Below are 26296 nucleotides of genomic sequence, written 5' to 3' on the forward strand. Positions count from 1 at the left end.
CTCAACCTAACCTTGACAGTCACACCCCGGGCGCGTCGCGTTGACCGTGATTTTGCGGCGGTCATAATTTGACTCAGCGGCCGGCACGGGGCAGCGCAAGGGGCGTATGCTCGGAGAATTCGTGCTTGGACGAACGCACTACCGGCGGACTCGGATCCGTGGAATCTCTGTAGGGGATTTCCCAGGATCCGCGCCACGAGAGCCGGCGAAGCGATCGGCGAGAGGGAGCAGAAGTGGTCGAACAGCCGCAGCAGGGGCAGCTGGAGATGACGTTGGACAACGGGGCAGCGGGCTCTGTTGATTCCGCGACTACCGGACCTGTCCAGCCGGGTCTCTTCCCGGATGACTCAGTTCCTGATCAGCTCGTCGGCTACCGCGGCCCGAGCGCCTGCCAGGTTGCCGGCATCACCTACCGCCAGCTGGACTACTGGGCTCGCACCTCGCTCGTCGTTCCCTCGATCCGTAGCGCGGCCGGCTCGGGTAGCCAACGGCTTTACTCGTTCAAGGACATCCTGGTCCTCAAGATCGTGAAGCGGCTGTTGGACACCGGCATCTCGCTACAGAACATCCGCGTCGCCGTTGAGCACCTGCGCCAGCGTGGAGTCGAGGACCTGGCGAACATCACGCTGTTCTCGGACGGCACCACCGTCTACGAATGCACCTCCGCCGAAGAGGTCGTCGACCTGCTGCAGGGTGGGCAGGGAGTCTTCGGCATCGCGGTCAGCGGCGCCATGCGCGAGCTGACCGGCGCCATCGCCGAATTCCCCGGCGAGCGTGCCGACGGCGGCGAGGCCATCGAGGCACCCGAGGACGAGCTGGCCTCCCGCCGCAAGGATCGCGCCCGCAAGATCGGCTGATCCGGTGGGCCGTTCCCGCCGGTCCAAACCAAGCCGTCAACTCGCGTAAACTGGTCGCGCATCGCCCGTGCGCGGGAGAGTGTCATGACGGCCAGTCATGACCGCCGAAGGAGCAACACCTCTCCGTCAATCTCTCAGGCCCCCGAACCGCCTGCGGCCCCGATGCCTCTGAAAAGCGGTGATCCGGTTACCGAACCGGACCGCCCGCCGACGGGGAAAGGCTTCTACCAGGAGATTCTCCGGGTAGAACGACCGAATCTCTCAGGCGCCCGTGATGGGTTGATGACAGAGGGAGGGGAGACGCTGTCGCGTGCTGTGTCGCGCGACTCGGCCTCCGGGAGCGCCATGTCTTTCGCCAACCGCCACATCGGTCCTACCACCGCCGATATCGACACCATGCTCGCCACGATCGGCGTCGCCAGCCTTGACGAGCTGGCCGAAAAGGCCGTTCCGGCCAGCATCCTGGACGCGCTGCGCGACGGCCTGGCCAGCGGGCTCGACGCGCTCCCGGTAGCGGCGTCCGAGCATGAAGCCCTGGATGCGCTGCGAAAACTGGCCAGCCAGAACACCGTTGCCGTATCGATGATCGGGCAGGGCTACTTCGATACCCTCACTCCTCCGGTGCTGCGCCGGCACATCCTGGAAAATCCGGCCTGGTACACGGCCTATACGCCCTACCAGCCGGAAATCAGTCAGGGACGCCTGGAGGCGCTACTGAACTTTCAGACGATGGTCGCCGAGCTCACCGGGCTCGATATCGCCAACGCCTCGATGCTCGACGAGGGCACCGCGGCGGCCGAGGCGATGACGCTCATGCATCGCGCCGTGAAGTCGGCGTCCAACCGACTTGTCGTCGACGCCGACCTGTACCCGCAGACCGCCGCCGTGATCGCCACGCGCGCCGAACCGCTCGGCATCGACGTGGTGACCGCAGATCTTGCCGCTGGTCTTCCTGAGGGAGATTTCTTCGGGGTAATCGTGCAGCTGCCGGGGGCCTCCGGGGTGGTGCGCGACTGGACGACGCTGATCTCTGCGGCGCACGAGCGCGGCGCGCTGGTGGCGGTCGGTGCGGACCTGCTGGCCCTTACTCTCGTCGCTCCGCCCGGAGACATCGGCGCCGACGTCGCCTTTGGCACCACACAGCGCTTCGGTGTGCCGATGGGCTTCGGTGGGCCGCACGCGGGGTATCTCGCGGTGCACACCGCCCACGCCCGCCAGCTGCCGGGACGCCTCGTCGGAGTCTCGGTGGATGCCGACGGTTCGCCCGCATACCGGCTTTCGTTGCAGACCCGCGAACAGCACATCCGTCGGGACAAGGCCACCAGCAACATCTGTACCGCACAGGTGCTACTGGCTGTGATGGCCGCGATGTATGCGAGCTACCACGGTCCGGAAGGGTTGCGTGCCATTGCCGCCCGGATCCACCGCAATGCGCAGCTGCTGGCCTCCGGACTGACACGCGGCGGCCACACCGTGGTGCATGATCGCTTCTTTGACACGGTATTGGTGCAGGTGCCGGGAAGGGCAGCACAGATCCAGGCCGCGGCCAAGGCCGAGGGCATCAATATCTGGAGTCCGGACGGCGACCACGTCTCGATCGCGTGCGATGAGGCGACCACTGTGCCGCATCTAGTCGCGGTGCTGCGGGCCTTCGGATCCGAAATCGGCCAGGACACCGCCGGGGCGCCCGGCGCCTCGGACATCGCGACCCGCGGCTCGGATTATCTGACGCATCCAGCGTTCAATCGCTACCACAGCGAGACCGAGATGATGCGGTACCTGCGCGCACTGTCCGATAAGGACATTGCGTTGGACCGCAGCATGATCCCGCTCGGGTCGTGCACCATGAAGCTGAATGCCGCCGCAGAGATGGAGCCCATCACCTGGCCGCAGTTCGCCGCGCTGCATCCGTTCGCACCGGCCGGCGATTCACGCGGCCTGCGCACCCTGATCGCCGATCTGGAGGGCTGGCTGGCCGATATCACCGGATACGACAAGGTAAGTCTGCAGCCCAACGCGGGATCACAGGGCGAGTACGCGGGCCTGCTGGCCATCCGCCAGTACCACATCGATCGCGGCGATTCGGGTCGCGATGTGTGCCTGATCCCGTCGAGCGCCCACGGCACCAACGCCGCCTCGGCCGCATTGGCCGGCATGCGCGTCGTGGTGGTGGCCTGCCGGGAGAACGGTGACGTCGACCTGGACGATCTGCGTGCGAAGATCGCCGCCAATGCCAGCGCGCTGTCCGCGATCATGATCACCTATCCGTCCACCCACGGTGTCTACGAGCACGACATCGCCGACATCTGCGCCGCCGTGCACGATGCCGGGGGACAGGTGTACGTGGACGGTGCGAATCTGAACGCCCTTGTGGGGCTTGCCCGCCCGGGGCATTTCGGTGGCGATGTGAGCCACCTGAACCTGCACAAGACCTTCTGCATCCCGCACGGCGGCGGCGGTCCGGGCGTCGGGCCCGTCGCGGTGCGCAGCCATCTCGCGCAGTACCTGCCCGGGCACCCGTACGCGGAAGAACTCCCGGCCGGGGCCCCGGTGTCGTCGGCCCCGTACGGTTCGGCATCGATCCTGCCGATCACGTGGGCCTATATCCGGATGATGGGCCCCGACGGCCTGCGGGCGGCCTCGCTGACGGCGATCGCCTCGGCCAACTATCTGGCTCGCCGCCTCGACGAGTACTACCCAGTGCTCTACACCGGCGACAACGGCATGGTGGCCCATGAGTGCATCCTGGATCTGCGGGAAATCACTAAGAACACCGGCGTCACCGTGGACGATGTGGCCAAGCGCCTGGCCGACTACGGTTTCCATGCGCCGACCATGAGCTTCCCAGTGGCCGGCACGCTGATGGTGGAGCCCACCGAGAGTGAGAGCCTGGCCGAGGTGGATGCCTTCTGCGAGGCCATGATCGCGATCAAGAGCGAGATCGACAAGGTTGGCTCCGGAGTATGGCCGGCGCAGGACAACCCGCTGCGCGGGGCTCCGCACACCGCCGAATCACTCATCGCCGACGAGTGGCACCACCCCTATACCCGCGCCGAGGCCGCCTACCCCCTCGGCAGGGGGTTCCGTCCCAAGGTGTGGCCCCCGGTGCGTCGCATCGACGGTGCCTATGGTGACCGGAACCTGGTGTGCTCGTGCCCGCCGATCGAGGCCTTCGCACAGTAGCTCCTCACACGCGAGCAGACGCTCGGTGCACCAAAGCCCAGGAGAGGGCCGTGCACCGAACGTCTGCTCGCGGAGGAGGGTTATGAAATGAAACGCGCGATGGCCGCGGCCAGCTCCGGGCTGTTCGATGCCGACACGTTCTGATAGGCGCCACCGCTCTGCTGGGCGATGGTCTGCCAGGTCTGCTGATCGGAGTCGGCGCCAAAGTCGAGCACATTGATACGCACCGGTTTCGCCGGATCCTTGAGCCGGTTGATGGTATCGATCAGGCCGGGTCCGTCCAAGGTCTGGTCGGTGTGCGAACGTCCCGCCACTACCAACACCGAGTTCACCTGATTGGGGCGGAAACCAGCGACGGCGTCCTGGTACAGGGCTCTCAGGGTGGTGTACGCCACGGCGCCGTTACCGGTGGGCTGCAGCGCCGTCAGTGCGTCGGCGACGCTCTGCGAACGGGGCATCCCCTCCACATCATCGCCGGCACCGCCGAGGCGCACCACGGTGTTGCCTTCCTTGCCGTCGTAGACCCAGAGGCCGATGCCCGAACCCGGAGCGAGGGCGCGAACGCGGTTGGCCAGGGGCCCGGTGATATCCGACAATTTCGCATCGGGAGCTGGTGACGAGGCCAACATGATCGTCGTGGTGCCGGACCCCGTCGAAGTGCCGTCGGCCAGGGCGACGCGCACCTTGTCCTCAATGCTCAGCGGCTTGTCGATCTTGGCGAAGCTCACCACGTCGCTGGTGGGAAGGTCCGTGCCCTCGGCGCGGAAACCGGCCGCGGCCAGGTCCTTGATCTGGTCCTTGTCGCCCAGGAAACGCGCGAATTGGCTTGCTGCGGTGTGCTGTTCCTCAGAAAGCCATGCACCGTCCAACTGCACGGTGGGGTAGTCGGCGATGGGGGTCGCCCCGGCCGGTTGCCACTGGGCGATGACTTTCTTGGCGTCTCCGTTGTTGCGGGTGCGCGCATAAAGCTGCTGTTCGGTGGTGACCACCGCATGGACGGCCGCGCCGGGCTGCTCGCCGCCATCCAGTAGCGCGCCGATGGCGTCGGCCACGTTGTTGGCGGGCAGCTTTGGAGCCGTCGCCGCCAAGGAACCGGCAGCACCCGCGCCCAGCTCGGGTGAATCACCCGGGCGGACACTGGCGGCCGCTACCGCTTCGGCGGCGAGCTGCGCCGCGTCGGCGTTGCCGCTCGACGGTAGGGCCAGTCGCAGCGAGCCCCAGCCGGGAAGGCCGACACCATCGAGCGAGTTCGGAACGTTCTGCAGCGCAGGCACATCCGCCCAGCTCTTGTCGTTCGGAATGGCCTGGCGCAATTTCGGCGTCACCGCGATGACGACGGGCGTGCTCACCAGGCTGCGACTGTCGCTGACGATATTGGTCTTGGAGGCCGCCTTCAGGCGGGCCGAGGAGATCGAGCTCCCGGGTATCCACAATGCCGGCTGCTCACCAAGTTCCGCGGGCCACTGGCCGGTAAGCCCCTTGATCACATTGGCCGAGTCCGCGGGCCGCACCGACACGGTGAAGCAGTAGTCGCCGATCACTTCGTGCTTCTGGTTGAACCGCTCCGACAGTTCGCCGATTCGGTCCGCGATGGACGGGTCAGCAACCACGGCGATGGCGTTGTTTCCGTGCACGCAGGTAGCAGCGGCCTCGGCCTGGTTGTCGGAGGTCCGCCGATCGAAGTACCACCACAGCCCGATGGACACCGCTACGACCAGGACGGCCGCGACGGCGCCGATCAGCCCCTTGCTCACACCCCAGTTGCTACCGCCACTGCGATGTGATCGCTGCCAGCTGCCGGTGTCGAACTCCGAACCCGAGCCCGACTCAGAGCCCGGCGCGGAGTCCGCTTCCCAGCCATCGTTGTCTTCCGGATCGTTTGGGCTACCCGACCCAGATGCGCTGTGCCTGCCCATGTGTTGTCGCGACCCCTCTGATCCTGTCTAGGTACTTGTCCTACGGCCGTGTCCGAGCACCGCCGCGCGTCGGCCCGAGTCTACTGTCCCTGACCGCCGAAACCCCGGTACGCGAAACCAAACCGCGTCCAAATAGACGCGGAGGCGTACCCGGCGCCACAGGTAGAGACACGTCGGGTACCCATCCGCTACTTGGCAGCGGCGGCCTTGTACTCACGGCGCCGCCGGTGCAAGATCGGCTCGGTGTAACCGTTCGGCTGGTCCTTGCCCTCCAGGATGAGTTCCTTGGCGGCCTGGAAGGCAATGTTGCTGTCGAAGTCCGGAGCCATCGGGCGGTACTCCTTGTCGCCCGCGTTCTGCCGGTCGACAACCGGAGCCATCCGCTTGAGCCCCTCGACCACCTCGTCCTCGGTGATCACATCGTGGCGCAACCAGTTGGCCAGTAGCTGGCTGGAGATGCGTAGGGTGGCGCGGTCTTCCATGAGTGCCACGTCATGGATATCCGGCACCTTGGAGCAGCCGACGCCCTGGTCGATCCAGCGGACCACGTAACCCAGGATCGACTGGCAGTTGTTGTCGATTTCCTCGCGGATGTCTTCGGCGGTCCAGTCATGGCGCGACTCGGCCAGCGGGATGGTGAGCAAAGACTCCAGCTTGGCGCGGTGCTTACCGGCGAGCTCCTGGTCCACCGCCTTGACGTCGACCTGGTGGTAGTGCAGCGCGTGCAGAGTCGCCGCGGTGGGGGACGGCACCCACGCCGTGGTCGCACCAGCGCGTGGCTGCGCGATCTTCTGCGCCACCATGTCCGCCATCAGGTCCGGCATGGCCCACATGCCCTTGCCGATCTGTGCCTTGCCGGCCAATCCGGCGCCCAGCCCCGTATCCACGTTGTGGTCCTCGTACGCCAGGATCCACGGTTGCGACTTCATGACGGCCTTACGACACATCGGGCCGGCTTCCATGGAGGTGTGGATCTCGTCGCCAGTGCGGTCCAGGAATCCGGTGTTGATGAAGACCACCCGATCCGAAGCGGCCTTGATGGCTGCCTTCAGATTTACGGTGGTGCGGCGCTCCTCGTCCATGATGCCGACCTTGAGGGTGGCGTGCGGCAATCCGAGCACCTCTTCCACGCGGCCGAACAGTTCGGCGGTGAAGGCCACTTCCTCGGGCCCGTGCATCTTGGGCTTCACGATGTAGATCGAGCCGGTGCGGCTGTTCTTGAGCGGGCCGTTCTTCTTGCCCGAGCGCAGGCCGTGGATGGCGATCAGACTGGTGAACAGCGCGTCCTGGATGCCCTCGGGCATCTCGTTGCCCGCGGCGTCCACGATGGCGTCATTGGTCATCAGATGACCGACGTTGCGGACGAATAGCAGGCTGCGACCGGGCAGCGTCAGCTCGCCCTTGCCGTCGGGGGTGGTGAAGACACGGTCCTCGTTGAGCACGCGGGTGAACGTCTTGCCGCCCTTGGACACCTCTTCGGACAGGTCGCCCTTGTTGAGGCCCAACCAGTTTCGGTACCCGAGCACCTTGTCCTCGGCGTCCACGGCCGCGACAGAGTCCTCGAAGTCCATGATCGTGGTGATCGCCGACTCCAGCACCACATCCTTGATGCCGGCCTTGTCGGTGGAACCGATGGGGGAGTCGGGGTCGATCAGCACCTCGATATGCAGGCCGTGGTTGATCAGTAGCACCGACCACTGCGGCTTACCGAGCTTGCCGGTGTAGCCCACGAATTGATCGGGGTTCTGCAGGCCCGTCGAGAACTCGTCGCCCAGCTCGACGAGCAGCTGGCCGTCGTCGATCTTCAGGCCGACGGCGTCCTTCCACGAGCCGGATGCCAGCGGCGCAGCACCGTCGAGCACCTCGCGGGCGTAGGCGATGACCTTGTCACCGCGGACCTTGTTGTACCCACCAGTGTCAGCGGACGCCTTTTCGGCGCCATCGGCTTCCGGGATGACATCGGTGCCGTATAGCGCGTCGTAGAGGGAGCCCCAGCGCGCGTTGGCGGCGTTGAGCGCGAAGCGCGCGTTCAGGATCGGCACCACCAGCTGCGGACCGGCCGTGGTGGTGATTTCGTCGTCCACATTGGCGGTGGTGATGGTGAAATCTTCGGGCTCGGGAACCAGGTATCCGATCTCGGTCAGGAAGTCCTGGTACGCCGCGCCATCGAGCGGTTCGATGGCGCGCTGCCGGTGCCAGCGATCGACCTGAGTTTGCAGGTCGTCCCGGCGCTCGAGCAGCTCGCGGTTCCGCGGAGCCAAATCGGTGACTACTTTGTCGACTCCAGCCCAGAAAGCGTCGGCATCCACACCGGTGCCCGGAAGGGCCTCGTTGGTGATGAAGTCATACAGCACCCGCGCCACGCGTAGGTTGCCCACATCGACGCGATCGCTCATCGCAACTCCTCTGTGTTGTCGGGGGTCTGGGACCGGACGTACTTGCGAAATCGGTAAACATTGATCCTACTCATTGGTAGCCACCAACCCCGAAACCGCTCTATATGCGGTGAGTTCCGTCACGCACGGTGCCGACCAGATCCTCCACCAGGTCCTCCAGTGTGACCAGGCCCACCACGCTGCCGTCGGTGGTCGACATCAGTGCCAGATGACTGTTGCTGCGGCGGAGGGTCGACAGCGCTTCCGGTAGCGGGACGGAACCGTGCAGGCGGGGCAGCGGCCGAATGAATGCGGGGTCGACAATCGCCTCCGGATCGTCGCCCATCGTCAGGACGTCCTTTATGTGCAGATAGCCGAGGTAATCCCCGCGGGGGCCAATAACTGGGAAACGAGAGTACCCAGTTTCTGTCACCGCGCGCTCCACCGCAGTGACAGAAGGCGCCTGCGCCGAGCCCGATACGGCAATGGACCGAATCTGGTTAGCGGGCACCACCACGTCAGCGACCACGCGGTGCTGAATCTGCAGCGCGCGGCGCAACCGGGTGTGTTCCTCCTCGTCCAAAAGTCCTTCGGACAGCGATTCCGCGATCATTTCGGAGAGCTCGACCGTGGATACGGTGACTTCGAGCTCGTCCTTCACCGGTACCTTGACGAGCCGCAGCGCGGTGTTGGCGCACCAGTTGTAGAAGGCGATCAGCGGCCGGGCCAGCCGGATGTAGACCAGGTAGGGCGGGATGAGGAGCATGGCCGCCGATTCGGGGCCGGCGATGGCGATGTTCTTGGGCACCATCTCGCCGAGCAAAACGTGCAGCAACACCACGATGGACAGCGAGATCACGAAGGCGACCGTGTGCGTGACCGCCGCGGGCGCGCCCAATAGTTCGAAAGGCCGCTCCAGCAGGTGCGCGACTGCCGGCTCTCCGACGCGGCCCAACAAGATTGAGCAGATTGTGATACCAAGCTGAGCGCCGGCCAGCATGAGTGAGAGGTTTTGGCCGGCCATCATGACCGTCACGGCGCGTTTCTTCCCCGCCTCCGCGAGAGCCTCCAACCGGTCCCGGCGTGCGGAGATCAGGGCGAATTCGGCACCGACAAAGAACGCGTTGGCCAAAAGCAATGCGGCGGTGAGTAATACGCCGAGTATGTCGCTACCCATCGTCGTTGTTCCCCCGGCTGTCGGCGTCGGTCAGCTCGGTGAGCTCGATCTGATCGATTCGGCGCCCATCCATGCCCGCCACTCTGGCTCGCCAGCGCGGCAGCTCGGCCAGCGGATGGTCCGGCACCACGGCCGTCAATTCGACGGTCTCGCCGACCGTAGGGATGTGGCCGAGTTCTTGCAGCACCAGGCCGCCGATCGTTTCGTACTCTCCCTCAGGAGCTCGGTAACCGGTCGCCGCGGCCACCTCATCGATGCGCAGCAGCCCCGAGACCACCCAGCCACCGCCGGACGACACCACGTCCGGAGTCGCGTCGTCGTGCTCGTCCCGTACATCACCCACGATCTCCTCGATCATGTCCTCCACGGTGACCAGTCCGGCGGTGCCGCCGTACTCGTCGACCACCAGCGCGGTCTGCATGCCGTTGGCCCGCACCTGTTCCATGACCGCGTCACCGTCGAGCGTGGACGGCACCACGGCCACCGGCCGGGCCAGGCTGGCCAGTGTGGTGGTGGCGCGCCGATCCCGCGGCACCTCGAAGACCTGCTTGACGTGGACGATGCCGATCGTGGCGTCCAGGTCGCCCTCGGTGATGGGGAAGCGCGAGAAGCCGGTCTCGACGGCGATGGTGACCAGATCGGCCACCGTGTCGGTCGCTTCCAGCGATTCGATCTCGGTGCGTGGGGTCATGAGTTCCTCGGCGGTGCGACTGCCGAACCGCAGCGACCGATCCACCAACACCGCGGTGGTTTCATCGAGGGCGCCGCTGCGTGCCGAGGTGCGCACCAGCGACCCCAATTCCTGCGGCGAGCGCGCCGAACGCAGCTCCTCGGCGGGTTCGATGCCCATGCGGCGTAGCACCCAGTTGGCGGTACCGTTCAGCGCCCGGATCGCGAAGGCGAAAACCGCCGAGAACAGCACCATGGGGCCCGAGGTGGCACGCGACGTCCAGACCGGACGTGCCAGCGCGAAATTCTTGGGCACCAATTCGCCGAAGATCATCGATATCGACGTGGCGATGATCAACGCCAGCGCCAGCGATATCGCGCTGCTGACCGCAATCCCGGTGTATCCGAACAGTTGTGACAGCAGGCGCGCGATCACCGGCTCGGCGAGGTACCCGGTGACAAGTGTGGTGATGGTGATGCCGAGCTGGGCCCCGGACAGCTGGAAAGAAAGTGTGCTGTGCGCTCGTTTGACCAACCGGTCGCGGCTGTCGCCGGTCTTGGCACGCGCCTCGATGCCGCTTCGTTCCAGCGCGGTCAAGGAGAATTCGGCCGCCACGAAGAGGGCGGTGCCGGCGGTCAGGGCCACGAAGGCAAGCAAGCTCAGCCCGGTGAGTAAGACCGTCACCGCTTGCTGGCCCCCTTAGGCTTAGGGCGGTCACGCTCGAACAAACACGGTGACCATCGTGAGGCTCAATGGTAACCGTGCAGATGGTCGGCAGGGTGCCGACCGGTCACCAACCTTCGGGAAGGGGGCGTCCCTCGGCGAATCCGGCAGCGGACTGCACGCCCAGAACCACGCGTTCATGGAGCTCGCCCAGCGTCCGCGCACCGACATAGGTGCAGGTACTGCGCACACCCGAGATGATGTGGTCGATGAGATCCTCCACGCCGGGACGTTGCGGGTCCAATTCGATCCGGGAGGTGGAGATACCTTCCTCGAACAGGCTTTTGCGCGCCTGGTCGAAGGCGCTGTCGCCGGCGGTGCGGGCGGCCACGGCACGTTTGGAGGCCATCCCAAAACTGTCCTTGTAGCGCCGTCCAGTGGGCGAGAGTTGCAGGTCGCCAGGGGACTCGTGGGTTCCGGCGAACCAGGAGCCGATCATCACGTTGGCGGCACCGGCCGCGAGCGCCAGTGCGACATCGCGGGGATGCCGAACCCCGCCGTCCGCCCACACGTGAGCGCCGAGTTCTCTTGCCGCGGCTGCGCATTCGATGACTGCGGAAAGCTGTGGGCGGCCCACGCCGGTCATCATTCGCGTCGTGCACATGGCGCCCGGGCCCACGCCCACCTTCACGATGTCCGCACCGGCCCGAATCAGATCGCGGGTGCCCTGTGCCGATACCACATTGCCGGCGGCAATGGGTACGCCCAACGACAATTCGGCGACCGCGGCGAGTACGTCGAGCATCTTCTGTTGATGACCGTGCGCGGTGTCGATGACCAGCAGATCCACCCCGGCCTGCACCAAGGCGCTCGCCTTGGCGCGGACATCGCCGTTGATACCGACGGCCCCGGCGACGCGCAGGCGTCCGTTGTCGTCGACGGCCGGGGTGTACAGGCCCGCCCGAATCGCACCGGTACGGGTGAGGATGCCGGCCATCGTCCCGTCCGGGCGTGTCAGTACCGCGACCGGCACGTGCGCTTCGGACAGGCGATCGAAGATCGCACGCGGGTCGGTCCCCGTCGGCACCGTCACGAAGTCGGTGGCCGCGATGTCGTGCACCCGGGTGAATCTGTCGATGCCGGTACATGCCGCCTCGGTGACCAGTCCGAGTGGCTTGCCGTGTTCGAGTACCACCGCGGCCCCGTGTGAGCGCTTGTGGATCAGCGCGATTGCCTCGCCGGCCGAGTCGTCCGGTGCCAGGGTCACCGGTGTGTCGTAGACCAGGTCCCGGCTCTTGATGAACTCGACGGTCTGCGCGACGGCCTGTACCGGAAGATCCTGGGGCAACACGGTGATACCGCCGCGGCGCGCGACAGTCTCGGCCATCCGCCGCCCTGCCACCGCCGTCATGTTGGCGACCACGATGGGAATCGTGGTGCCGGTGCCGTCGGCGGTGGTCAGATCGACATCGAACCGCGAGGTGACGTCGGAGTGGTTGGGCACCACGAAGACGTCGTCATACGTGAGATCGTACGGCGGCCGCTGCCCGTCCAGGAACTTCATATGTGACGCCCTACTCTTCTGGCCGTTACGCCTCTACTTCGTTGCGGTCGCCGCTCCAGAGCGTGTGGAACTTGCCGGGGGCGTCGATGCGCTCATAGGTGTGGGCACCGAAGAAGTCGCGTTGCGCCTGGGTCAGTGCGGCGGGCAGGCGATCGGTACGCAGACCGTCGTAGTAAGACAGCGACGAGGCGAAGCCTGGTACCGGAATACCCAGCTGGGTGGCGGTGACCACCACGCGCCGCCAGCTGTCGATGCCCTTCTCGACGGCGTCGCGGAAGTACGGTGCCGCGATCAGCGTGGCCAGGTCCGGCCGATCGGCGAATGCTTCTTTGACCCGATTGAGGAACTGCGCGCGGATGATGCAGCCGCCACGCCAAATGGTGGCCAGATCGCCAGGGCTGACGTTCCAGCCGTACTCGGCGCTGCCCGCCGCGATCTGGTTGAACCCCTGGGCGTAGGCCACGATCTTGGAGGCGTACAGCGCTTGGCGCACATCTTCAACGAACTGTTTTGCATCGCTTGGCTTTTCGCCGAGCTGACCTGAGGCGAAGCCGACGGAAGCGGCGCGTTGCGGCTTCGAGCCGGACAGCGCACGGGCGAACACGGCCTCCGCGATGCCGGTGACCGGCACTCCCAGGTCGAGTGCGGACTTGACGGTCCAGCGGCCGGTGCCCTTCTGCTCGGCGGCATCGACGATGACGTCCACGAGTGGCTTGCCGGTCTTGGCGTCGACCTGCTTGAGCACCTCGGCGGTGATCTCGATGAGGTAGCTTTCCAGCTCGCCCTTGTTCCATGCGGTGAAGACATCGGCGATCTGCGGTGCGCTCATGCCGAGGCCGTCGCGCAGCAGCTGGTAGGCCTCGCCGATGAGCTGCATGTCCGAGTATTCGATGCCGTTGTGCACCATCTTCACGAAGTGGCCGGAGCCATCGGGGCCGATGTGGGTGCAGCAGGGCACACCGTCGACGTGCGCCGAGATCTCCTCCAGCAGCGGGCCGAGGGACTCATAGGACTTCTTCGGTCCTCCGGGCATGATCGAGGGGCCATTGAGCGCCCCTTCCTCGCCGCCGGAGATGCCGGCACCGACGAAGTGCAGGCCGCGGTCGGCCATCGCCTTCTCGCGGCGGATGGTGTCGGTGTACAGGGAGTTGCCGCCGTCGATGATGATGTCGCCCTGCTCCATGGCATCGGCCAGTTCGTTGATCACCGCGTCGGTCGGGTCACCGGCCTTGACCATGATGAGCACGCGGCGCGGCCGCTCCAGGGCCGCCACGAACTCTTCGATGCTCTCGCTGCGGACGAAGTTCCCCTCGGATCCGTGCTCGGCGAGCAGCGCGTCGGTCTTGGCGATGGACCGGTTGTGCAGTGCGACCGTGTATCCGTGCCGCGCGAAGTTGCGCGCGATATTGGATCCCATGACGGCAAGTCCCGTCACGCCGATCTGAGCCTTACCCTGCGCCGAGCCGTCTGCAGCCGTCACCAGCACATCCTTTCGTTGACGTGTTGCGCACCAAAGCCGTTCGCTCATCGCGCAAGCCGGGGAGCGCTCCCACATAGGGGCGCCTCATCACCGATTCTCGCGCAGTCGCTTTCGGCTCGCGAGCGCGGGGCACCTACTGGCGGGTCACTTGCTGAAGAGGCGCTGAAGTTCGGTGAACCACGGGATGACGACGGCCAACGTGGGCACCACCAGGATTGCGGCGGCCGCGGTGTAGGCGCTGCACGACAGCAGCAGGCTGTTTCCACTTCCGCCGAGGCGGCGGACCCGGATCAGGGTGGTGGGCCCGCCTGCGGCCATCGCGCCGACCGGCGTCGGGCCGCCGGCACAAGCGACCAACGCGCGGGCCAGCGGAGTCGGGCCGGCGGTGCGGACGGCGGCGTCGTCGGCGAGCAACTCGACCAGTAGTTTGACCGCGTCGAGCGCGCTCTTGCTGCGCACGATGACGGGGAACGCGTCGTGGACGGCGGTGAACGCCTCCAGCACCAGATCGTGCCGGGCACGCAGATGGGCCCGCTCGTGTGCCACGATCGCGGTGACCTCGTTGTGCCCCAAGGTGCTCAGCGTCCCCTCACTGACGACCACCCGGCTGCGTACGCCCGGCAGACAGTAGGCCAGCGGCTCATCGACTTCCAGAACGCGTAGATCGTGATCGCGACGGCGGTTGATGTCGTAGCCGCCGCGCCAGTTCTCGCAGTAGCGTTTGTGATCCAGCAGATCAACGATGGCGCGGTGGCGGGCGCGGCGGCGCCGGGTGCGTACCCCCACCCGTACCACCGAGACCATCAGGCGGACGCCGATGAGGATCGTGATCGCGAATACTGTGACGTAAAGCAGCCACAAACCCCAACCAAGACGGTCGATTTCGCCGGTGATGGTGGCGGTCGGATGGCCGTCCGGGCCTGGCACGAGCAGCCTGCTCGCAATGGCGAGCCCGGAACTGAACGCCGACAACACGGCGGCCACGGCGATGGCCTGCCACAGCACCATGGCTGCCCGTGGTGCGCGGTAGGGCCAACGCGCACGCGCGAGCAACGCCGGTACGGGACCGGTCAGCAGCAGCGCGAGTATCGCGAACGCCAGGGCGGACACATAACTAGTGTCCCTTACTCGGTGGGGCGACCGCCAGCAGATGGATCTTTCGCCTCGAGATCGGCCAGTGCCCGGCGCAGCGCGTCGGCCTCGTCCGGGCCCACGCGCTCCACGAAGTGCACCAGTGCGGCCTCGCGGGCGCCCGAATTGTTGGCTTGCGCCAAGGCGTCCACCATCAGGCCCGCGACCAGCTCATCACGGCCGTGAACCGGCGCATACCGGTGGGCACGGTCATCGCGGTGCTGCACGACCAAGTCTTTCTTGGCGAGGCGCTGCAGGACCGTCATCACGGTCGTGTAGGCGAGGTCGCGTCGCGCTGACAATGCCTCGTGAACCTGACGCACGGTCTGAGGCTCGGGGGAGGACCACAGGTGGTCCATCACCGCGCGTTCAAGTTCGCCCAGGCGTGCCATTCCGAACATTCTACGTTCACCTCCGACGCAATGCCGTACTACATCCAGTCGTACTGCTTCTCACGGCCAACGAACCGGGACGGGATCTTTGTTCCGGTGCTCGATCCGTTCTCATCATGTGGGCCGAACACGTCATCGCGGGCCTCATGATCAGGAGCTTCGGTGAGGGCAGTCACAACACCCGCACCTGGCGATGTCATCCTACATGTGGTTAGGCTTACCTATCTTGTCTACGTGAAGGGAGGCTGCCAACTGTGACACTGGCCATCGACCGATCCTCTTCGACCAGGAGTCTCATCGCCGACGATCCTCTGATCGCCGGGATGTCCATCCGCCAATCGCTGCCATTGCACGAGTCGAGCACCAGACTTCGCGAGCTGTATCCGGAGTGTCCGCGCGCCTATGGGGTCGCCGTGATGTCCGATGTGGGCCGTCGACGATGGTGGCCGCTCGCGCGGGCGCTCAACACCGATCGGCTTGAGCAGATGTATGCCCGCGCCGTCGAGGAGACCGGTAGCGACTCGGTTGCCGTCCATCAGCTCGCGGATGCACTGGTGCACACCGTGGTCGGTCGGCTGGTCGCCCTGGTCGTCCTGGAGGGCCGCGCCTGGGATCCGGGGCTGGGTAACCTGTGGGTCTACTTCGACTCGGAGGGCTGCATCGACTGGGCTGGCGTCGTCGACCCGACATTGCGGGTGTTGCCCGACGACCCGGACCGGGACCGTCAGCAGGTCGTGGTCTTCCCCGGCGAGGACGCCCTCGCCGCGTGGACCGCGCACAGATGCCACCGTGCGCTCACGCCGTTGTTCACTCGCCTGTCGAACGTCAGCTCGGGCGCGATGGAAATCGGCCAGATGTGGCAGTTGGTCGGCTCGACGGTGGTGGGTGCGGCGACTCATGTGCCGCTGCTCGCGCGGTCCAGTGAGACCGACGGAATGCGCCGTGGGCAGGCCATCTTGGACCGGTTCATGACCCTCGGATTGCCGGTCCGACACAAAGCCCTTGCAATTTAGGGCAGCCTTGCCTATCCTAAATCTCGTCGAACGCGCTACCGCGCGACCAGACACCCGGACCGCGCCGGAGTCCTGAGGGCTGCAGAGACCCCCGGTCCACTCGAAGGAAGTGCCCCACCTGCTCAGGCAGGTGGGGCACTTCTTCGTTGGCAGGTGCCGCACTGATATGAACATCAGATGTCAGACACGCCGGAGCAGTTCAGCAAGATGCCCACCGCGCCCTTCGACAGGCTCGTGGGACTCGAATACACCTCGCTGACCCCCGATGGAGTGACCGCCAGCCTCGCCATCACCGAAAATCTCCTGCAGCCCCATGGGATCGTGCACGGAGGCGTGTACTGCTCGGTGGTCGAGAGCGTGGCGAGTGTGTCCGCGTTCGTCTGGCGGGCCAACGTGCTGGGGGAGGAGAGCGCGGTGGTCGGGGTCAACAACAACACCGATTTCCTGCGGGCGATCTCGACCGGCACCCTCACCGCGGCGTCCACGCCCATCCATCGGGGCCGCCGGCAGCAGCTGTGGCTCGTCACCATCACCGACGACCAGAACCGGACGGTCGCACGCGGCCAGGTGCGTCTACAGAACCTGTGAGACCCGGGTGGGCGCGACTCCCCGTGCGCCCACCCGAGCTCATTCGAGCGATGTCGGCCAGCCCCCCGATGGTCGGGCCGCCATCCTCGTCCCCCGCCCGGACCCCGTCCCCGCAGGATCCGGAGGCTCATCAACTCAGCTGCAGTTTGTCGACGATTCTGTCGGCCATTTTCTGCACCAACTGCTTCGAATTACTGCGTGCGCAGACCTGGGTCTGCACAACCACATTGGCGACTCCGTTGTACGACACGAAGCAGCGGTACTTACTCGGCCCATAGGTCAGGGCCCAATTCACCCGCTTGGTGTTGCGCAACGCCACCGAAACCGTCACCGGGACCTTGTTGCCGTCCGGGTCGGTGAAGTTGTAGGTCTTTCCGTCGCAAGCCTTGACCTCGTCGGACGCCGTTGTGAACTGCGTCTGCGCCGCGTTCTTGTCGCCGTACGCCGCGATGGCTTGATACACCTGTGCGTCCGGGTTCTTGGCGTCGCCCAACAGCATCTCGGTGCCGCGGAAGGTTTCGTAGTCCTTGCCCACCGACTCGACCGTAAGTCCCTGCGTCACATTGCAGCTCGCGTCGTCGGAGTCGGTGGCGGTGAAGGGCTTGTCGCGCTTGTTGGTCTTGGCGACTTCCGTGTCCAGCGCCCTGGCGATCTCCTCGTCGGTGAACAGCGCCGACACCATGGCTTCTTCGGTGATCTTGTCCTGTCCTGGCCACCCGGTCAGGCCCGCCGGGCCACTGTCCGGCAGGGACGGAGCCGGCGGATTCACGCTCCTTGTCGTCGTGGTGGGGGTGGCGGACGTTTCGGTCGTGCCCTGCTGGCTGGTGCATCCAGACAGTGCCAGCGCGGCGATTGCGGTCACGCACAGCACAGTTCGCGCCCTGCTCTTCGTGGTGGGAATCGTCATCAGTCCCCCTGCCGTGTTCGTCACCGCGGTCATGCCGGAATCCACTCCGCCATGCGATCGACGATCGCGGAAACTATCGGAGCGCCGTTGCCGTTCTGGCACAACAGACTGCCGAAGAGGGCATTGTTCTTCACTCGGTAGTCGTAGAAGCATCGCCATCCCGAGGGCTTTCCGTTCGGGGTTTCCTGTCGTGTCCATTTCACGCTCGTGCCGTCATTGACGATGTCACCGATCTGCCACTCGTCATCGCCCTCGGTTTGGCGGGAGCCCGCACACGATGACAACGACCGGGGATAGGCCGCCTGTAGTTGGCTTGCCGCGGACTTGGGATCCGGGAACAGCACGACCGACTGCCAGACGATGTGGTCGTAGCGTTTTTCCGTCTCCTGTTGGCGAGCACCCCGGTAGGTGGTCCATTCGTCGCCGAGTGACTCGGTGCGCAGACCTGTCAGTGCCTGACATTTGCCGGACGCCAGTGAATCGCTCGGGCTGGAGGACTTGCGCTCGTATGTCAGCGGGGAGCCGACCAGTCTGCCGGCATCGTCAGCGGAAATGATGATCGATTCCGCCTTGTCCGGTGTCACGATCACCGGTGCCGGCGGCTCAAGTGAGGTCGTTACCGGTGGCGCGCTCGACTTGGGGCTCGCGATGGCCGCGTCCGCACCCTTATCGGCAGCGGCCGATGTCTCGGTCGCTCCGACCGGTATCGGCTTGATGCCACCGCTTTGCGTGCCACAACTGACCGCGAGCATCGTTGCCAGGCCAAGCCATCCGGCGGCCAACACGTGACGCATCCCATTCCCTCCCTGGTGATATCGGCCTCTGATCGACCCAAATCATGGCTACATCGGATCGCTCGCGCCCAGTGTTACATGTGTGCCGCGGGCGATTGACTACTTCGATTTCGTGGCGCCCGCCGCCATCCTGTCCACGATGGCCTTGACGGCGGGGGCGGCATTTCCGCGTTGGCAGATCATGGCCATGAAGAGCACATTGTCGATCGCGCGCGCCTCCGCCATACAGCGCCATCCCGAGGGGTTACCGTCGACAATTTCGTCGAGCACCCAGCGTGTGTGATCCTCTGACGCATCCCGCACGGACGCCCGCCAGGTCGCCGTATCGATTTTCAGGTCCTCACCCGAGCAGGTGCGGCTGTCGGCGGCGAATTCCTTGGCGTAGGTTGCCGTGGCGTCATCGCGCGATGGATAAAGCAGTACACGTTGGGTGATCAAGTGGGAGAAGGAGTCCTTGGTCTCCTGATACCAAACGTTCCGATAGGTCGTCCATTTGTCACCGATGTCGATGGTCAACGGCACCATCAGGGCCCGGCACGACTCTTTACCCTCGACCGTCGCGGACGAGGGGTTCGAGGCTTTCCCCTCGTAGTCGAGGGTGGAACCGACCAGTTCGGCGACGTCATTCTTCGGGACGATGAGCGAGTTGGCGGTGTCGGGACTGATCGGGTCGACCGTGGAGGTCGTCGATGCCGCGGATGGGCCCGATGCTCCCGATGTCGCCGACGGCCCCGACGACGCCGGACCCTTCTGGCCGCCGCCGAACAGCGAACAGCCCGTCAGGACAACCGCCACACATGCCACGATCGCGGCCTTCCGAAATACCGATGCGCTCATCATGGCCGGTCCTTTCACTGCGGGATCCATGCGGCGATCCGGTCGGTAATAGTCGTCACGCCCGGCACACCATCGCCGTACTGGCACAGGTACGCCCCGAAGAGCACGTTGTTCTTGTTGCGGAAGTCAAAGAAGCAGCGCCAGGGTGTGCGCTGGAGCGCCTGGAGTTGGGTCCATTTGGCCGTGTTGTCGGAGATCTCCGCGATATTGCTGATGGTCCACTTCTGGTCTTGTTTGGTGATCTCAGCGCCCACGCACGTCTTCGCCGCGGACTTGGGGAACGCATGGACGAAGGCTGTCGCCGCCTCCTCGCGGGTGGGGTAGAGAACCGCTACCTGACTCACGATGTACGCGGTCCGGTCCTTGGTCTCGCGATAGTAATTCCACCGGTAGGTGGTCCATTCCGATCCCAGTTGACTGGCAGTTGGAATGTCCAGCGCCGCGCAGTCGGGCGCGCCACCGATCTGATCGGTCGGCGGCGATGAATCGTTGTTGTCGTACTCCAGCGTGGTGCCGAGAATCTTGCCGACATCAGCACGTGAGCCCAAGATCGATTCGATCTTGTCCGGCGTCACCACCAGCGGTGGCGGGGCGGGCGCCTTGGTGGTGGTGGGGACGGATGGGGGCGCCGAGGTGCCGGCTGTCATCGGCATCTCCGCGGTAGTGGTGGACGGCGCCGCCACCGGCTTGATTCCTTCGCTGGGTTGAGTGCACCCCGCCATCAGCACCGCGGTCGTGACCGCACACCCCAACGTCATTCCATACCGCATGTGCACCCTCCTGATCGACTCCATACACACCGCGAGCTCGGGAAGATTCTTGCATCCACGATCTTGGCCGCGTCGCGAAACCTCATCACCGCCTGTGCGGCGTCTGTGAGAGTGCCGGGCCGCCCGGATCGTGGCAGGATCGCCCCTTATGCGATTGACCCCGCACGAGCAGGAACGGCTGCTCATCTCCTATGCGGCGGAATTGGCGCGGCGGCGCCGATCCCGAGGCCTACTGCTCAACCACCCCGAAGCCATCGCGATCATCACCGATCATCTGCTGGAGGGTGCGCGCGATGGCCGTACCGTCGCGGAGCTGATGGTCAGCGGCCGTGAGGTGCTCGGACGTGACGATGTCATGGACGGCGTGCCCGAGATGATCCCGGATGTTCAGGTGGAGGCCACCTTTCCCGACGGCACCAAACTCGTCACCGTGCATCACCCGATCGGATGAGCCAGATGATTCCCGGCGAATACCTGTTCGCATCCGACGATATCGAGCTCAACGCGGGTGCGATCGTCATCGAACTCGAGGTCGTGAACACCGGCGACCGCCCGGTCCAGGTGGGCAGTCATGTGCACTTCCCGCAATCCAATCCGGCGCTCGACTTTGACCGCGCGGCCGCCCACGGTCATCGGCTCCACATTCCGGCGGGCACCGCGGTGCGCTTTGAACCCGGTGTCGCACAACGCGTTGAGCTGGTGCCCTTGCGCGGTCGCCGCGAGGTGCACGGGCTGACCCTGGACGCACCCGGGCAGCTCGATGGCGGTGATCCGACGTGACCAGGCTGACGCGGGAGCATTACGCGAAGCTTTACGGCCCGACGACAGGCGATCGCATCCGCCTGGCCGATACCGATCTGATCATCGAGATCACCGAAGACCGTTGCGGCGGACCTGGTTTGGCCGGTGAGGAGGCGGTCTTCGGTGGAGGCAAGGTGTTACGGGAGTCGATGGGGCAGAGCCGCCTCACCCGTGCCGGCGGCGCTCCGGATACCGTTATCACCGGTGCGATCATCATCGACCACTGGGGAATCATTAAGGCCGACATCGGTATCCGCGACGGTCGTATCGTCGGTATCGGCAAGGCGGGAAACCCGGACATCATGGACGGGGTGGACCCCGCCCTGATCGTGGGGCCGTCAACCGAGATCATCGCCGGTAACAACAGGATCGTGACTGCCGGCGGCATCGACTGTCACGTGCACTTCATCTGTCCACAGATCCTGCCGGAGGCGCTGAGTGGCGGCATCACCACGATGATCGGTGGCGGTACCGGGCCCGCCGAGGGTAGTAAGGCCACTACCGTCACACCGGGAGCTTGGCATCTGGGCCGGATGCTACAGGCGCTCGACGGCTGGCCCATGAACATTCTGATGCTCGGCAAGGGGAATACCGTCAATCCAGATGCCATGTGGGAGCAATTGCGTGGCGGCGCAGCGGGTTTCAAACTGCACGAAGATTGGGGAACCACCCCGGCGGTGATCGACGCCTGCCTGCGGGTAGCGGACGAGGCCGACGTGCAAGTCGCCTTGCACTCGGACACTCTCAACGAGACCGGATTTGTGGAAGGCACACTGGCGGCGATCGGCGGGCGGGCGATCCACGCGTACCACACCGAGGGGGCCGGTGGCGGTCACGCGCCCGACATCATCACCGTCGCCAGCCACCCGAATGTCATGCCCAGTTCCACGAACCCGACTCGCCCGCACACGGTGAACACCCTCGACGAGCATCTCGACATGCTCATGGTTTGCCACCACCTCAACGCCGCAGTCCCGGAGGACCTGGCATTCGCGGAGAGCCGGATCCGGCCGTCCACCATCGCGGCCGAGGATCTGCTGCACGATATCGGGGCGATCTCGATGATCGGGAGCGACAGCCAGGCCATGGGGCGCATCGGCGAGGTGGTGATGCGAACATGGCAGACCGCGCATGTGATGAAGAAGCGCCGCGGCGCGCTGCCGGGAGATCCATCCGGGCCCAACGGAAACGACAACAACCGGGTACGCCGGTACGTCGCGAAATACACGATCTGCCCGGCGATCACCCACGGCATCGATCACGAGATCGGCTCGGTGGAAGTGGGCAAGCTCGCCGATCTGGTGTTGTGGGAACCGGCGTTTTTCGGGGTGCGGCCGCATGCGGTCATCAAGGGCGGAGGCATCGTCTGGGCGGCAATGGGCGATGCCAACGCGTCCATTCCCACGCCGCAGCCGGTGTTCCCGCGCCCGATGTTCAGTGCCATGCATGCCGTCGCGGCGGGGCTGGCGGTGCATTTCGTATCGCCCACGGCCATCGAAGATGACCTGGCGGCCCGACTGGCGTTGCGGCGCAGACTGGTCCCAACTCGTGATGTTCGCAACCGTGGCAAGGCGGATCTGCCACTCAACGATGCCATGCCCGATATCCGGGTAGACCCCGATACCTTCACCGTGCGTATCGACGGCGAGGTATGGGAAGAGCATCCCGCTGCGGAATTACCTATGGCGCAACGATATTTCCTGTTCTGATGGATTCGGCACATACAACCGCGCTGCTGCTGTCGCTCGCCGACTCCCGGTTACCCACCGGTTCACACATACATTCCGGTGGGGTAGAGGAAGCCATCGCGCAGGGGCTCGTCCGGGACTGTGCGACGCTCATGGCATATCTGCGTCGGCGTATCCGCACCCACGGCCTGGTCGCCGGCTCTATCGCGGCCGCCGTCACTACCGGTCGGCTGGATCCGGCGCGGGCTGACGCCGAGACGGATGCGCGCACACCGTCCCGGGCAGCCCGGGACGCTTCCCGCGCCCAGGGCCGCGGGCTGCGGCGCCTAGCCGGAATCGCCTGGCCCCATATCGATTGGAGCCCGCACGGCCGGCATCCTCATCTGGCGGTCGTCTACGGCGTCGTTGGTGCGGCAACGGGGCTGAGCGGGCGTGATATCGCCCTCGTGGTCGTCTACACCACACTGACCGGGTCGGCTACCGCCGGACAACGGCTGCTGGCGCTGGACCCCGCCGAGGTGGCGGTGGGCACACTGGAACTGACGGGCCTGTGCGAGCAGACGGCTACCCTGGCCGCCACCGAGTTGGCCAGTCTGTCCGACCCGCTGCTGGACGTGCTCGCCGAGCAGCACCTGACACGTGAACGCCCGCTTTTTGTTTCGTAGTCCTCACAAGATTGGATCGTTATGCCACCGCACTTGATAGACGGCCAGCCCCACCAGCACATCGACCGGCCGCGACGCGTTCGTCAGCCGGGGGAGCCGCTGCGCATCGGTATCGGTGGGCCGGTGGGGTCGGGCAAAACCGCGCTGGTCGCCGCGCTGTGCCGCACCTTGCGCGACGAAATCTCCGTCGCGGTCCTAACCAACGACATCTACACGACAGAAGACGCCGACTTCCTGCGCCGCCATGCGGTGCTGCCCGACGAGCGCATCACGGCGGTGCAGACCGGCGGCTGTCCGCACACCGCCATCCGCGACGACATCACGGCGAACCTCGACGCGATCGAGGATCTGATCGCCACCAACGAGCCGCTAGACCTCATCCTCGTCGAATCGGGTGGCGACAATCTCACCGCTACCTTCTCCTCCGGGCTGATCGACGTGCAGATCTTCGTCATCGATGTCGCGGGCGGCGATAAGGTGCCGCGCAAGGGTGGTCCCGGCGTGACCTTCTCGGATCTACTGGTGATCAACAAGACCGATCTGGCACCGATGGTCGGCGCGGATCTCACCGTGATGGCGCGCGATGCCGCGGCCGTGCGCGAGGGCCGGCCGACGGCGATGATCTCGTTGACCGAGGACCCCGCGGCTTCCGAGGTGTTGGCCTGGGTGCGTGCGCATCTCACCGAGGCGCACCAAACGGACCATGCGCACTGACGTCCACATCATCGCGGAGAAGGGCCGGCTCCCTCGGCTGCGCTGCACGGGCAGTCTGCAGGGGCGAATCACCGACACCGATACCGTCCATCTCGTCGGCGTGGCCGCTAGTCCACTGGGGGGTGACGAGATCTCGGTGCGAATCGAGGTCGGTGAAGGCGCGATGCTGCGCGTGCGGTCGGTGGCGGCAGCTGTGGCGCTGCCCGGCCGCGAAAACCTAAGGTCGTTCGCGACATGGGACTGTGCGGTGGCCGGGCTGCTGGATCTGGACCCGGCGCCAACCATTGTGGCGGCCAACGCTTCTCACCATTCTCATGTCACCGTTCGGGGATCAGTCGGTGTCGGCCTGCGGCTGCGGGAGCGGGTGCAGATCGGCAGGGCGGGGGAGTCATCGGGATTCTGGAGCGGCCAACTCGACGCCGACATCGGCGCTACGCCGTTGCTGCGGCATCGCGTTGAACTCGGTACCGGATCGGTGACCGACGACGAACTGGGCCGGCCCCTGGCGTTGATCAGTGAATTGCGCTATCCAGCAACGGATTCCATTGAACAGCTCCCGACAGGCGGCACACTGCTGGGTCTGGCCGGAGACGCCACCCTGCTCACCTGGCAGGGGCAGCGTCTACCGCCCGACTGACGACATCCGTCTAGCTTGCTGCCTTTTCCTTGTCGGGCTGCGTGGTCGGCTCCTCGTCGCCGTTCTTTTCCGCGACGAGCTCCTCGAGTTGATCCAGACGTGTTCGCGCCCAAGCCTGCTGCTCGGTGATCGCCATTTGACCGCGCGAGCGGGTAACAAACGCAATCGACCACAGGATCAGGGTCACCAAGCGATTCTTGAAGCCGACGAGATAGACCAGGTGCAGCGCCAGCCAGCTGAGCCAGGCGATGAATCCGCTGAACTCAATCTTTCCGATCTTGACCACTGCGCTGTACCGCGACACGGTGGCCATCGAGCCCTTGTCGAAGAACTTGAATGGCGCACGCTCAGCGGGGCTGCGCCCCTTGAGCTCGGCCTTGATCTGTTTGGCGGCGTAGCGTCCGCCCTGGATGGCACCCTGTGCCACCCCGGGCACGCCGTCGACGGCCATCATGTCGCCGACCACGAACACGTTGGGGTGTCCCGGAATCGATAGATCGGGTCCCACCTTGACGCGTCCGGCGCGGTCCAGCTCGACGCCGGACTGTTCGGCCAGATTCTTGCCCAGCGGGCTCGCCGATACGCCGGCCGACCACACCTTGCACCAGGATTCGATGCGTTCGATCGAGCCGTCGGCATGTTTGACGGTCAGCCCGTTACGGTCGACGTCGGTAACCATGGCGCTGAGCTGGATTTCGACGCCCAGCTTCTCCAAACGCTTGCGCGCCTTGTCACCGAGCTTCGGGCCGAAGGGCGGCAGCACCGCCGGCGCGGCGTCCAGCAGGATGACACGCGCGTCGGTGGGATCGATATGACGGAAGGTGCCCTTGAGGGTCTCGTTGGCCAGCTCGGCGATCTGTCCGGCCATCTCCACACCGGTCGGGCCGGCCCCGACCACGGTGAAGGTCATCAGCTTGCGGCGCCGGACCGGGTCGCTGGAACGTTCGGCCTGTTCGAATGCGCCGAGAATGCGCCCGCGCAGTTCCAGGGCATCATCGATGGACTTCATGCCCGGGGCCCATTCGGCGAAATGGTCGTTTCCGAAGTAGGACTGGCCCGCTCCGGCCGCCACGATCAGGCTGTCATAGGGCGTTGAATAGTCATGCCCGAGCAGCGAGGAATGTACGACCTGCTTCTCCAGGTCGATGCTCGTCACATCGCCGAGAACGACCTGAGCGTTGTCCTGATCCTTGAGGATCTGCCGGGTGGGGGGAGCGATCTCACCCTCGGAGATGATGCCGGTGGCCACTTGATACAGCAGCGGCTGGAACAGGTGATGGGTCGTACGTGCGATCAGTGTCACGTCGGCGTTGGCGCGTTTGAGTGTCTTGGCAGCGGTCAGGCCGCCGAACCCCGATCCGATGATCACGACTCGGTGTTTCGGCGTCAGCGCGTCCTGGATCTTGGGCTGCGGATTGGCCGCGACAGGCGCCGCAGCACCAGCGGCGTCTGGTGTCGTGCTCATCGATCACTC

At 65.5% G+C, this 26296-nt stretch carries 24 protein-coding genes and 1 riboswitch; of the genes, 10 read left to right on the plus strand and 14 right to left on the minus strand.

The window, feature by feature from the left end:
* Positions 1–233: 233 nt before the first annotated feature.
* A complete protein-coding gene (locus MAB_RS12270) occupies positions 234–857 on the plus strand; it encodes a MerR family transcriptional regulator (protein ID WP_005079363.1) in 624 nt (207 codons plus the stop codon).
* A gap of 62 nt (positions 858–919) precedes the next feature.
* Positions 920–1017: riboswitch (glycine riboswitch) on the plus strand.
* Positions 1018–1172: 155 nt separating this feature from the next.
* The gene (gcvP, locus tag MAB_RS12275) at positions 1173–4040 is read left to right on the plus strand and encodes an aminomethyl-transferring glycine dehydrogenase (protein WP_005088877.1); all 2868 of its coding nucleotides are present in this window, start codon (positions 1173–1175) and stop codon (positions 4038–4040) included.
* Positions 4041–4120: 80 nt separating this feature from the next.
* Here gcvP and MAB_RS12280 read toward each other — a convergent pair whose 3' ends face one another.
* The 9 genes from MAB_RS12280 to MAB_RS12320 form a co-directional block, all read right to left on the minus strand.
* Positions 4121–5956, minus strand: a complete 1836-nt coding sequence (locus tag MAB_RS12280; RefSeq protein WP_005110911.1) for a vWA domain-containing protein — start codon at positions 5954–5956, stop codon at positions 4121–4123.
* A gap of 188 nt (positions 5957–6144) precedes the next feature.
* A complete protein-coding gene (locus MAB_RS12285; protein ID WP_005075497.1) occupies positions 6145–8352 on the minus strand; it encodes a malate synthase G in 2208 nt (735 codons plus the stop codon).
* 100 nt (positions 8353–8452) lie between these two features.
* Positions 8453–9508, minus strand: a complete 1056-nt coding sequence (locus MAB_RS12290; RefSeq protein ID WP_005079371.1) for a hemolysin family protein — start codon at positions 9506–9508, stop codon at positions 8453–8455.
* Entirely contained in the window at positions 9501–10862 is a 1362-nt protein-coding gene (locus tag MAB_RS12295) for a hemolysin family protein (RefSeq protein ID WP_005079373.1), read from the minus strand. Before MAB_RS12295 ends, MAB_RS12290 begins: the two co-directional genes overlap by 8 nt.
* Positions 10863–10968: 106 nt before the next feature.
* On the minus strand, positions 10969–12405 hold the full coding sequence (locus MAB_RS12300; protein ID WP_005088872.1) for a GuaB1 family IMP dehydrogenase-related protein: 1437 nt from the start codon (positions 12403–12405) through the stop codon (positions 10969–10971).
* Positions 12406–12430: 25 nt separating this feature from the next.
* On the minus strand, positions 12431–13885 hold the full coding sequence (gene gndA, locus MAB_RS12305; RefSeq protein ID WP_005091773.1) for an NADP-dependent phosphogluconate dehydrogenase: 1455 nt from the start codon (positions 13883–13885) through the stop codon (positions 12431–12433).
* Positions 13886–14029: 144 nt separating this feature from the next.
* Positions 14030–14995, minus strand: a complete 966-nt coding sequence (locus MAB_RS12310; RefSeq protein WP_005075506.1) for a M56 family metallopeptidase — start codon at positions 14993–14995, stop codon at positions 14030–14032.
* A gap of 14 nt (positions 14996–15009) precedes the next feature.
* On the minus strand, positions 15010–15417 hold the full coding sequence (locus MAB_RS12315; RefSeq protein WP_005058519.1) for a BlaI/MecI/CopY family transcriptional regulator: 408 nt from the start codon (positions 15415–15417) through the stop codon (positions 15010–15012).
* Between the two features lie 29 nt (positions 15418–15446).
* Positions 15447–15584 carry a hypothetical protein gene (locus MAB_RS12320; RefSeq protein ID WP_005091772.1) on the minus strand — a complete coding sequence of 46 codons (138 nt, stop codon included), beginning with the start codon at positions 15582–15584 and terminating at the stop codon, positions 15447–15449.
* 78 nt (positions 15585–15662) lie between these two features.
* Here MAB_RS12320 and MAB_RS12325 point away from each other — a divergent pair, with 78 nt between their 5' ends.
* The gene (locus MAB_RS12325) at positions 15663–16421 is read left to right on the plus strand and encodes a hypothetical protein (protein WP_005075510.1); all 759 of its coding nucleotides are present in this window, start codon (positions 15663–15665) and stop codon (positions 16419–16421) included.
* Between the two features lie 177 nt (positions 16422–16598).
* A complete protein-coding gene (locus tag MAB_RS12330; RefSeq protein WP_005079384.1) occupies positions 16599–17009 on the plus strand; it encodes a PaaI family thioesterase in 411 nt (136 codons plus the stop codon).
* Between the two features lie 130 nt (positions 17010–17139).
* Here MAB_RS12330 and MAB_RS12335 read toward each other — a convergent pair whose 3' ends face one another.
* From MAB_RS12335 to MAB_RS12350, 4 genes are all read right to left on the minus strand, one after another.
* Positions 17140–17949: a sensor domain-containing protein gene (locus MAB_RS12335; protein ID WP_005088867.1), complete on the minus strand. Its 810-nt coding sequence runs from the start codon at positions 17947–17949 to the stop codon at positions 17140–17142.
* The gene (locus MAB_RS12340; RefSeq protein ID WP_005079388.1) at positions 17946–18710 is read right to left on the minus strand and encodes a sensor domain-containing protein; all 765 of its coding nucleotides are present in this window, start codon (positions 18708–18710) and stop codon (positions 17946–17948) included. Before MAB_RS12340 ends, MAB_RS12335 begins: the two co-directional genes overlap by 4 nt.
* 99 nt (positions 18711–18809) lie before the next feature.
* On the minus strand, positions 18810–19550 hold the full coding sequence (locus tag MAB_RS12345; protein ID WP_005091770.1) for a sensor domain-containing protein: 741 nt from the start codon (positions 19548–19550) through the stop codon (positions 18810–18812).
* Between the two features lie 11 nt (positions 19551–19561).
* Positions 19562–20317, minus strand: a complete 756-nt coding sequence (locus MAB_RS12350; RefSeq protein ID WP_005079392.1) for a sensor domain-containing protein — start codon at positions 20315–20317, stop codon at positions 19562–19564.
* Between the two features lie 148 nt (positions 20318–20465).
* Between MAB_RS12350 and MAB_RS12355 the strand changes: the two genes are divergently transcribed.
* The 6 genes from MAB_RS12355 to MAB_RS12380 are packed head-to-tail and all read left to right on the plus strand — an operon-like array spanning position 20466 to position 24822.
* On the plus strand, positions 20466–20768 hold the full coding sequence (locus MAB_RS12355) for an urease subunit gamma (protein ID WP_005058500.1): 303 nt from the start codon (positions 20466–20468) through the stop codon (positions 20766–20768).
* A 5-nt stretch (positions 20769–20773) separates the two neighbouring features.
* The gene (locus MAB_RS12360) at positions 20774–21097 is read left to right on the plus strand and encodes an urease subunit beta (protein ID WP_005110916.1); all 324 of its coding nucleotides are present in this window, start codon (positions 20774–20776) and stop codon (positions 21095–21097) included.
* Positions 21094–22827 (plus strand): urease subunit alpha, encoded by a 1734-nt coding sequence (locus MAB_RS12365; RefSeq protein ID WP_005079396.1) that lies wholly within the window; start codon positions 21094–21096, stop codon positions 22825–22827. Before MAB_RS12360 ends, MAB_RS12365 begins: the two co-directional genes overlap by 4 nt.
* Positions 22827–23471 carry an urease accessory protein UreF gene (locus MAB_RS12370; protein WP_005110918.1) on the plus strand — a complete coding sequence of 215 codons (645 nt, stop codon included), beginning with the start codon at positions 22827–22829 and terminating at the stop codon, positions 23469–23471. Before MAB_RS12365 ends, MAB_RS12370 begins: the two co-directional genes overlap by 1 nt.
* A 21-nt stretch (positions 23472–23492) precedes the next feature.
* A complete protein-coding gene (gene ureG / locus MAB_RS12375; protein ID WP_005079400.1) occupies positions 23493–24185 on the plus strand; it encodes an urease accessory protein UreG in 693 nt (230 codons plus the stop codon).
* Positions 24175–24822 (plus strand): urease accessory protein UreD, encoded by a 648-nt coding sequence (locus tag MAB_RS12380; protein WP_005079402.1) that lies wholly within the window; start codon positions 24175–24177, stop codon positions 24820–24822. The genes ureG and MAB_RS12380 overlap by 11 nt, the downstream gene beginning before the upstream one ends.
* A gap of 10 nt (positions 24823–24832) precedes the next feature.
* Here MAB_RS12380 and MAB_RS12385 read toward each other — a convergent pair whose 3' ends face one another.
* Positions 24833–26287 carry an NAD(P)/FAD-dependent oxidoreductase gene (locus tag MAB_RS12385; protein ID WP_012296549.1) on the minus strand — a complete coding sequence of 485 codons (1455 nt, stop codon included), beginning with the start codon at positions 26285–26287 and terminating at the stop codon, positions 24833–24835.
* Positions 26288–26296: the final 9 nt, after the last annotated feature.

Source organism: Mycobacteroides abscessus ATCC 19977, from assembly GCF_000069185.1.
Lineage (GTDB): Bacteria > Actinomycetota > Actinomycetes > Mycobacteriales > Mycobacteriaceae > Mycobacterium > Mycobacterium abscessus.

Bases quoted from the DNA above. Each gene is read 5' to 3' on its own strand.
- MAB_RS12380 (WP_005079402.1), top strand. From the start codon at position 24,175: ATGCGCACTGACGTCCACATCATCGCGGAGAAGGGCCGGCTCCCTCGG.
- MAB_RS12370 (WP_005110918.1), top strand. From the start codon at position 22,827: ATGGATTCGGCACATACAACCGCGCTGCTGCTGTCGCTCGCCGACTCC.
- MAB_RS12300 (WP_005088872.1), bottom strand. From the start codon at position 12,405: ATGAAGTTCCTGGACGGGCAGCGGCCGCCGTACGATCTCACGTATGAC.
- MAB_RS12340 (WP_005079388.1), bottom strand. From the start codon at position 18,710: ATGCGTCACGTGTTGGCCGCCGGATGGCTTGGCCTGGCAACGATGCTC.
- MAB_RS12350 (WP_005079392.1), bottom strand. From the start codon at position 20,317: ATGCGGTATGGAATGACGTTGGGGTGTGCGGTCACGACCGCGGTGCTG.
- MAB_RS12385 (WP_012296549.1), bottom strand. From the start codon at position 26,287: ATGAGCACGACACCAGACGCCGCTGGTGCTGCGGCGCCTGTCGCGGCC.
- MAB_RS12315 (WP_005058519.1), bottom strand. From the start codon at position 15,417: ATGTTCGGAATGGCACGCCTGGGCGAACTTGAACGCGCGGTGATGGAC.
- MAB_RS12330 (WP_005079384.1), top strand. From the start codon at position 16,599: ATGTCAGACACGCCGGAGCAGTTCAGCAAGATGCCCACCGCGCCCTTC.
- MAB_RS12290 (WP_005079371.1), bottom strand. From the start codon at position 9,508: ATGGGTAGCGACATACTCGGCGTATTACTCACCGCCGCATTGCTTTTG.
- MAB_RS12345 (WP_005091770.1), bottom strand. From the start codon at position 19,550: ATGATGAGCGCATCGGTATTTCGGAAGGCCGCGATCGTGGCATGTGTG.
- MAB_RS12285 (WP_005075497.1), bottom strand. From the start codon at position 8,352: ATGAGCGATCGCGTCGATGTGGGCAACCTACGCGTGGCGCGGGTGCTG.
- ureG (WP_005079400.1), top strand. From the start codon at position 23,493: ATGCCACCGCACTTGATAGACGGCCAGCCCCACCAGCACATCGACCGG.
- MAB_RS12335 (WP_005088867.1), bottom strand. From the start codon at position 17,949: ATGACCGCGGTGACGAACACGGCAGGGGGACTGATGACGATTCCCACC.
- MAB_RS12355 (WP_005058500.1), top strand. From the start codon at position 20,466: ATGCGATTGACCCCGCACGAGCAGGAACGGCTGCTCATCTCCTATGCG.
- MAB_RS12280 (WP_005110911.1), bottom strand. From the start codon at position 5,956: ATGGGCAGGCACAGCGCATCTGGGTCGGGTAGCCCAAACGATCCGGAA.
- MAB_RS12360 (WP_005110916.1), top strand. From the start codon at position 20,774: ATGATTCCCGGCGAATACCTGTTCGCATCCGACGATATCGAGCTCAAC.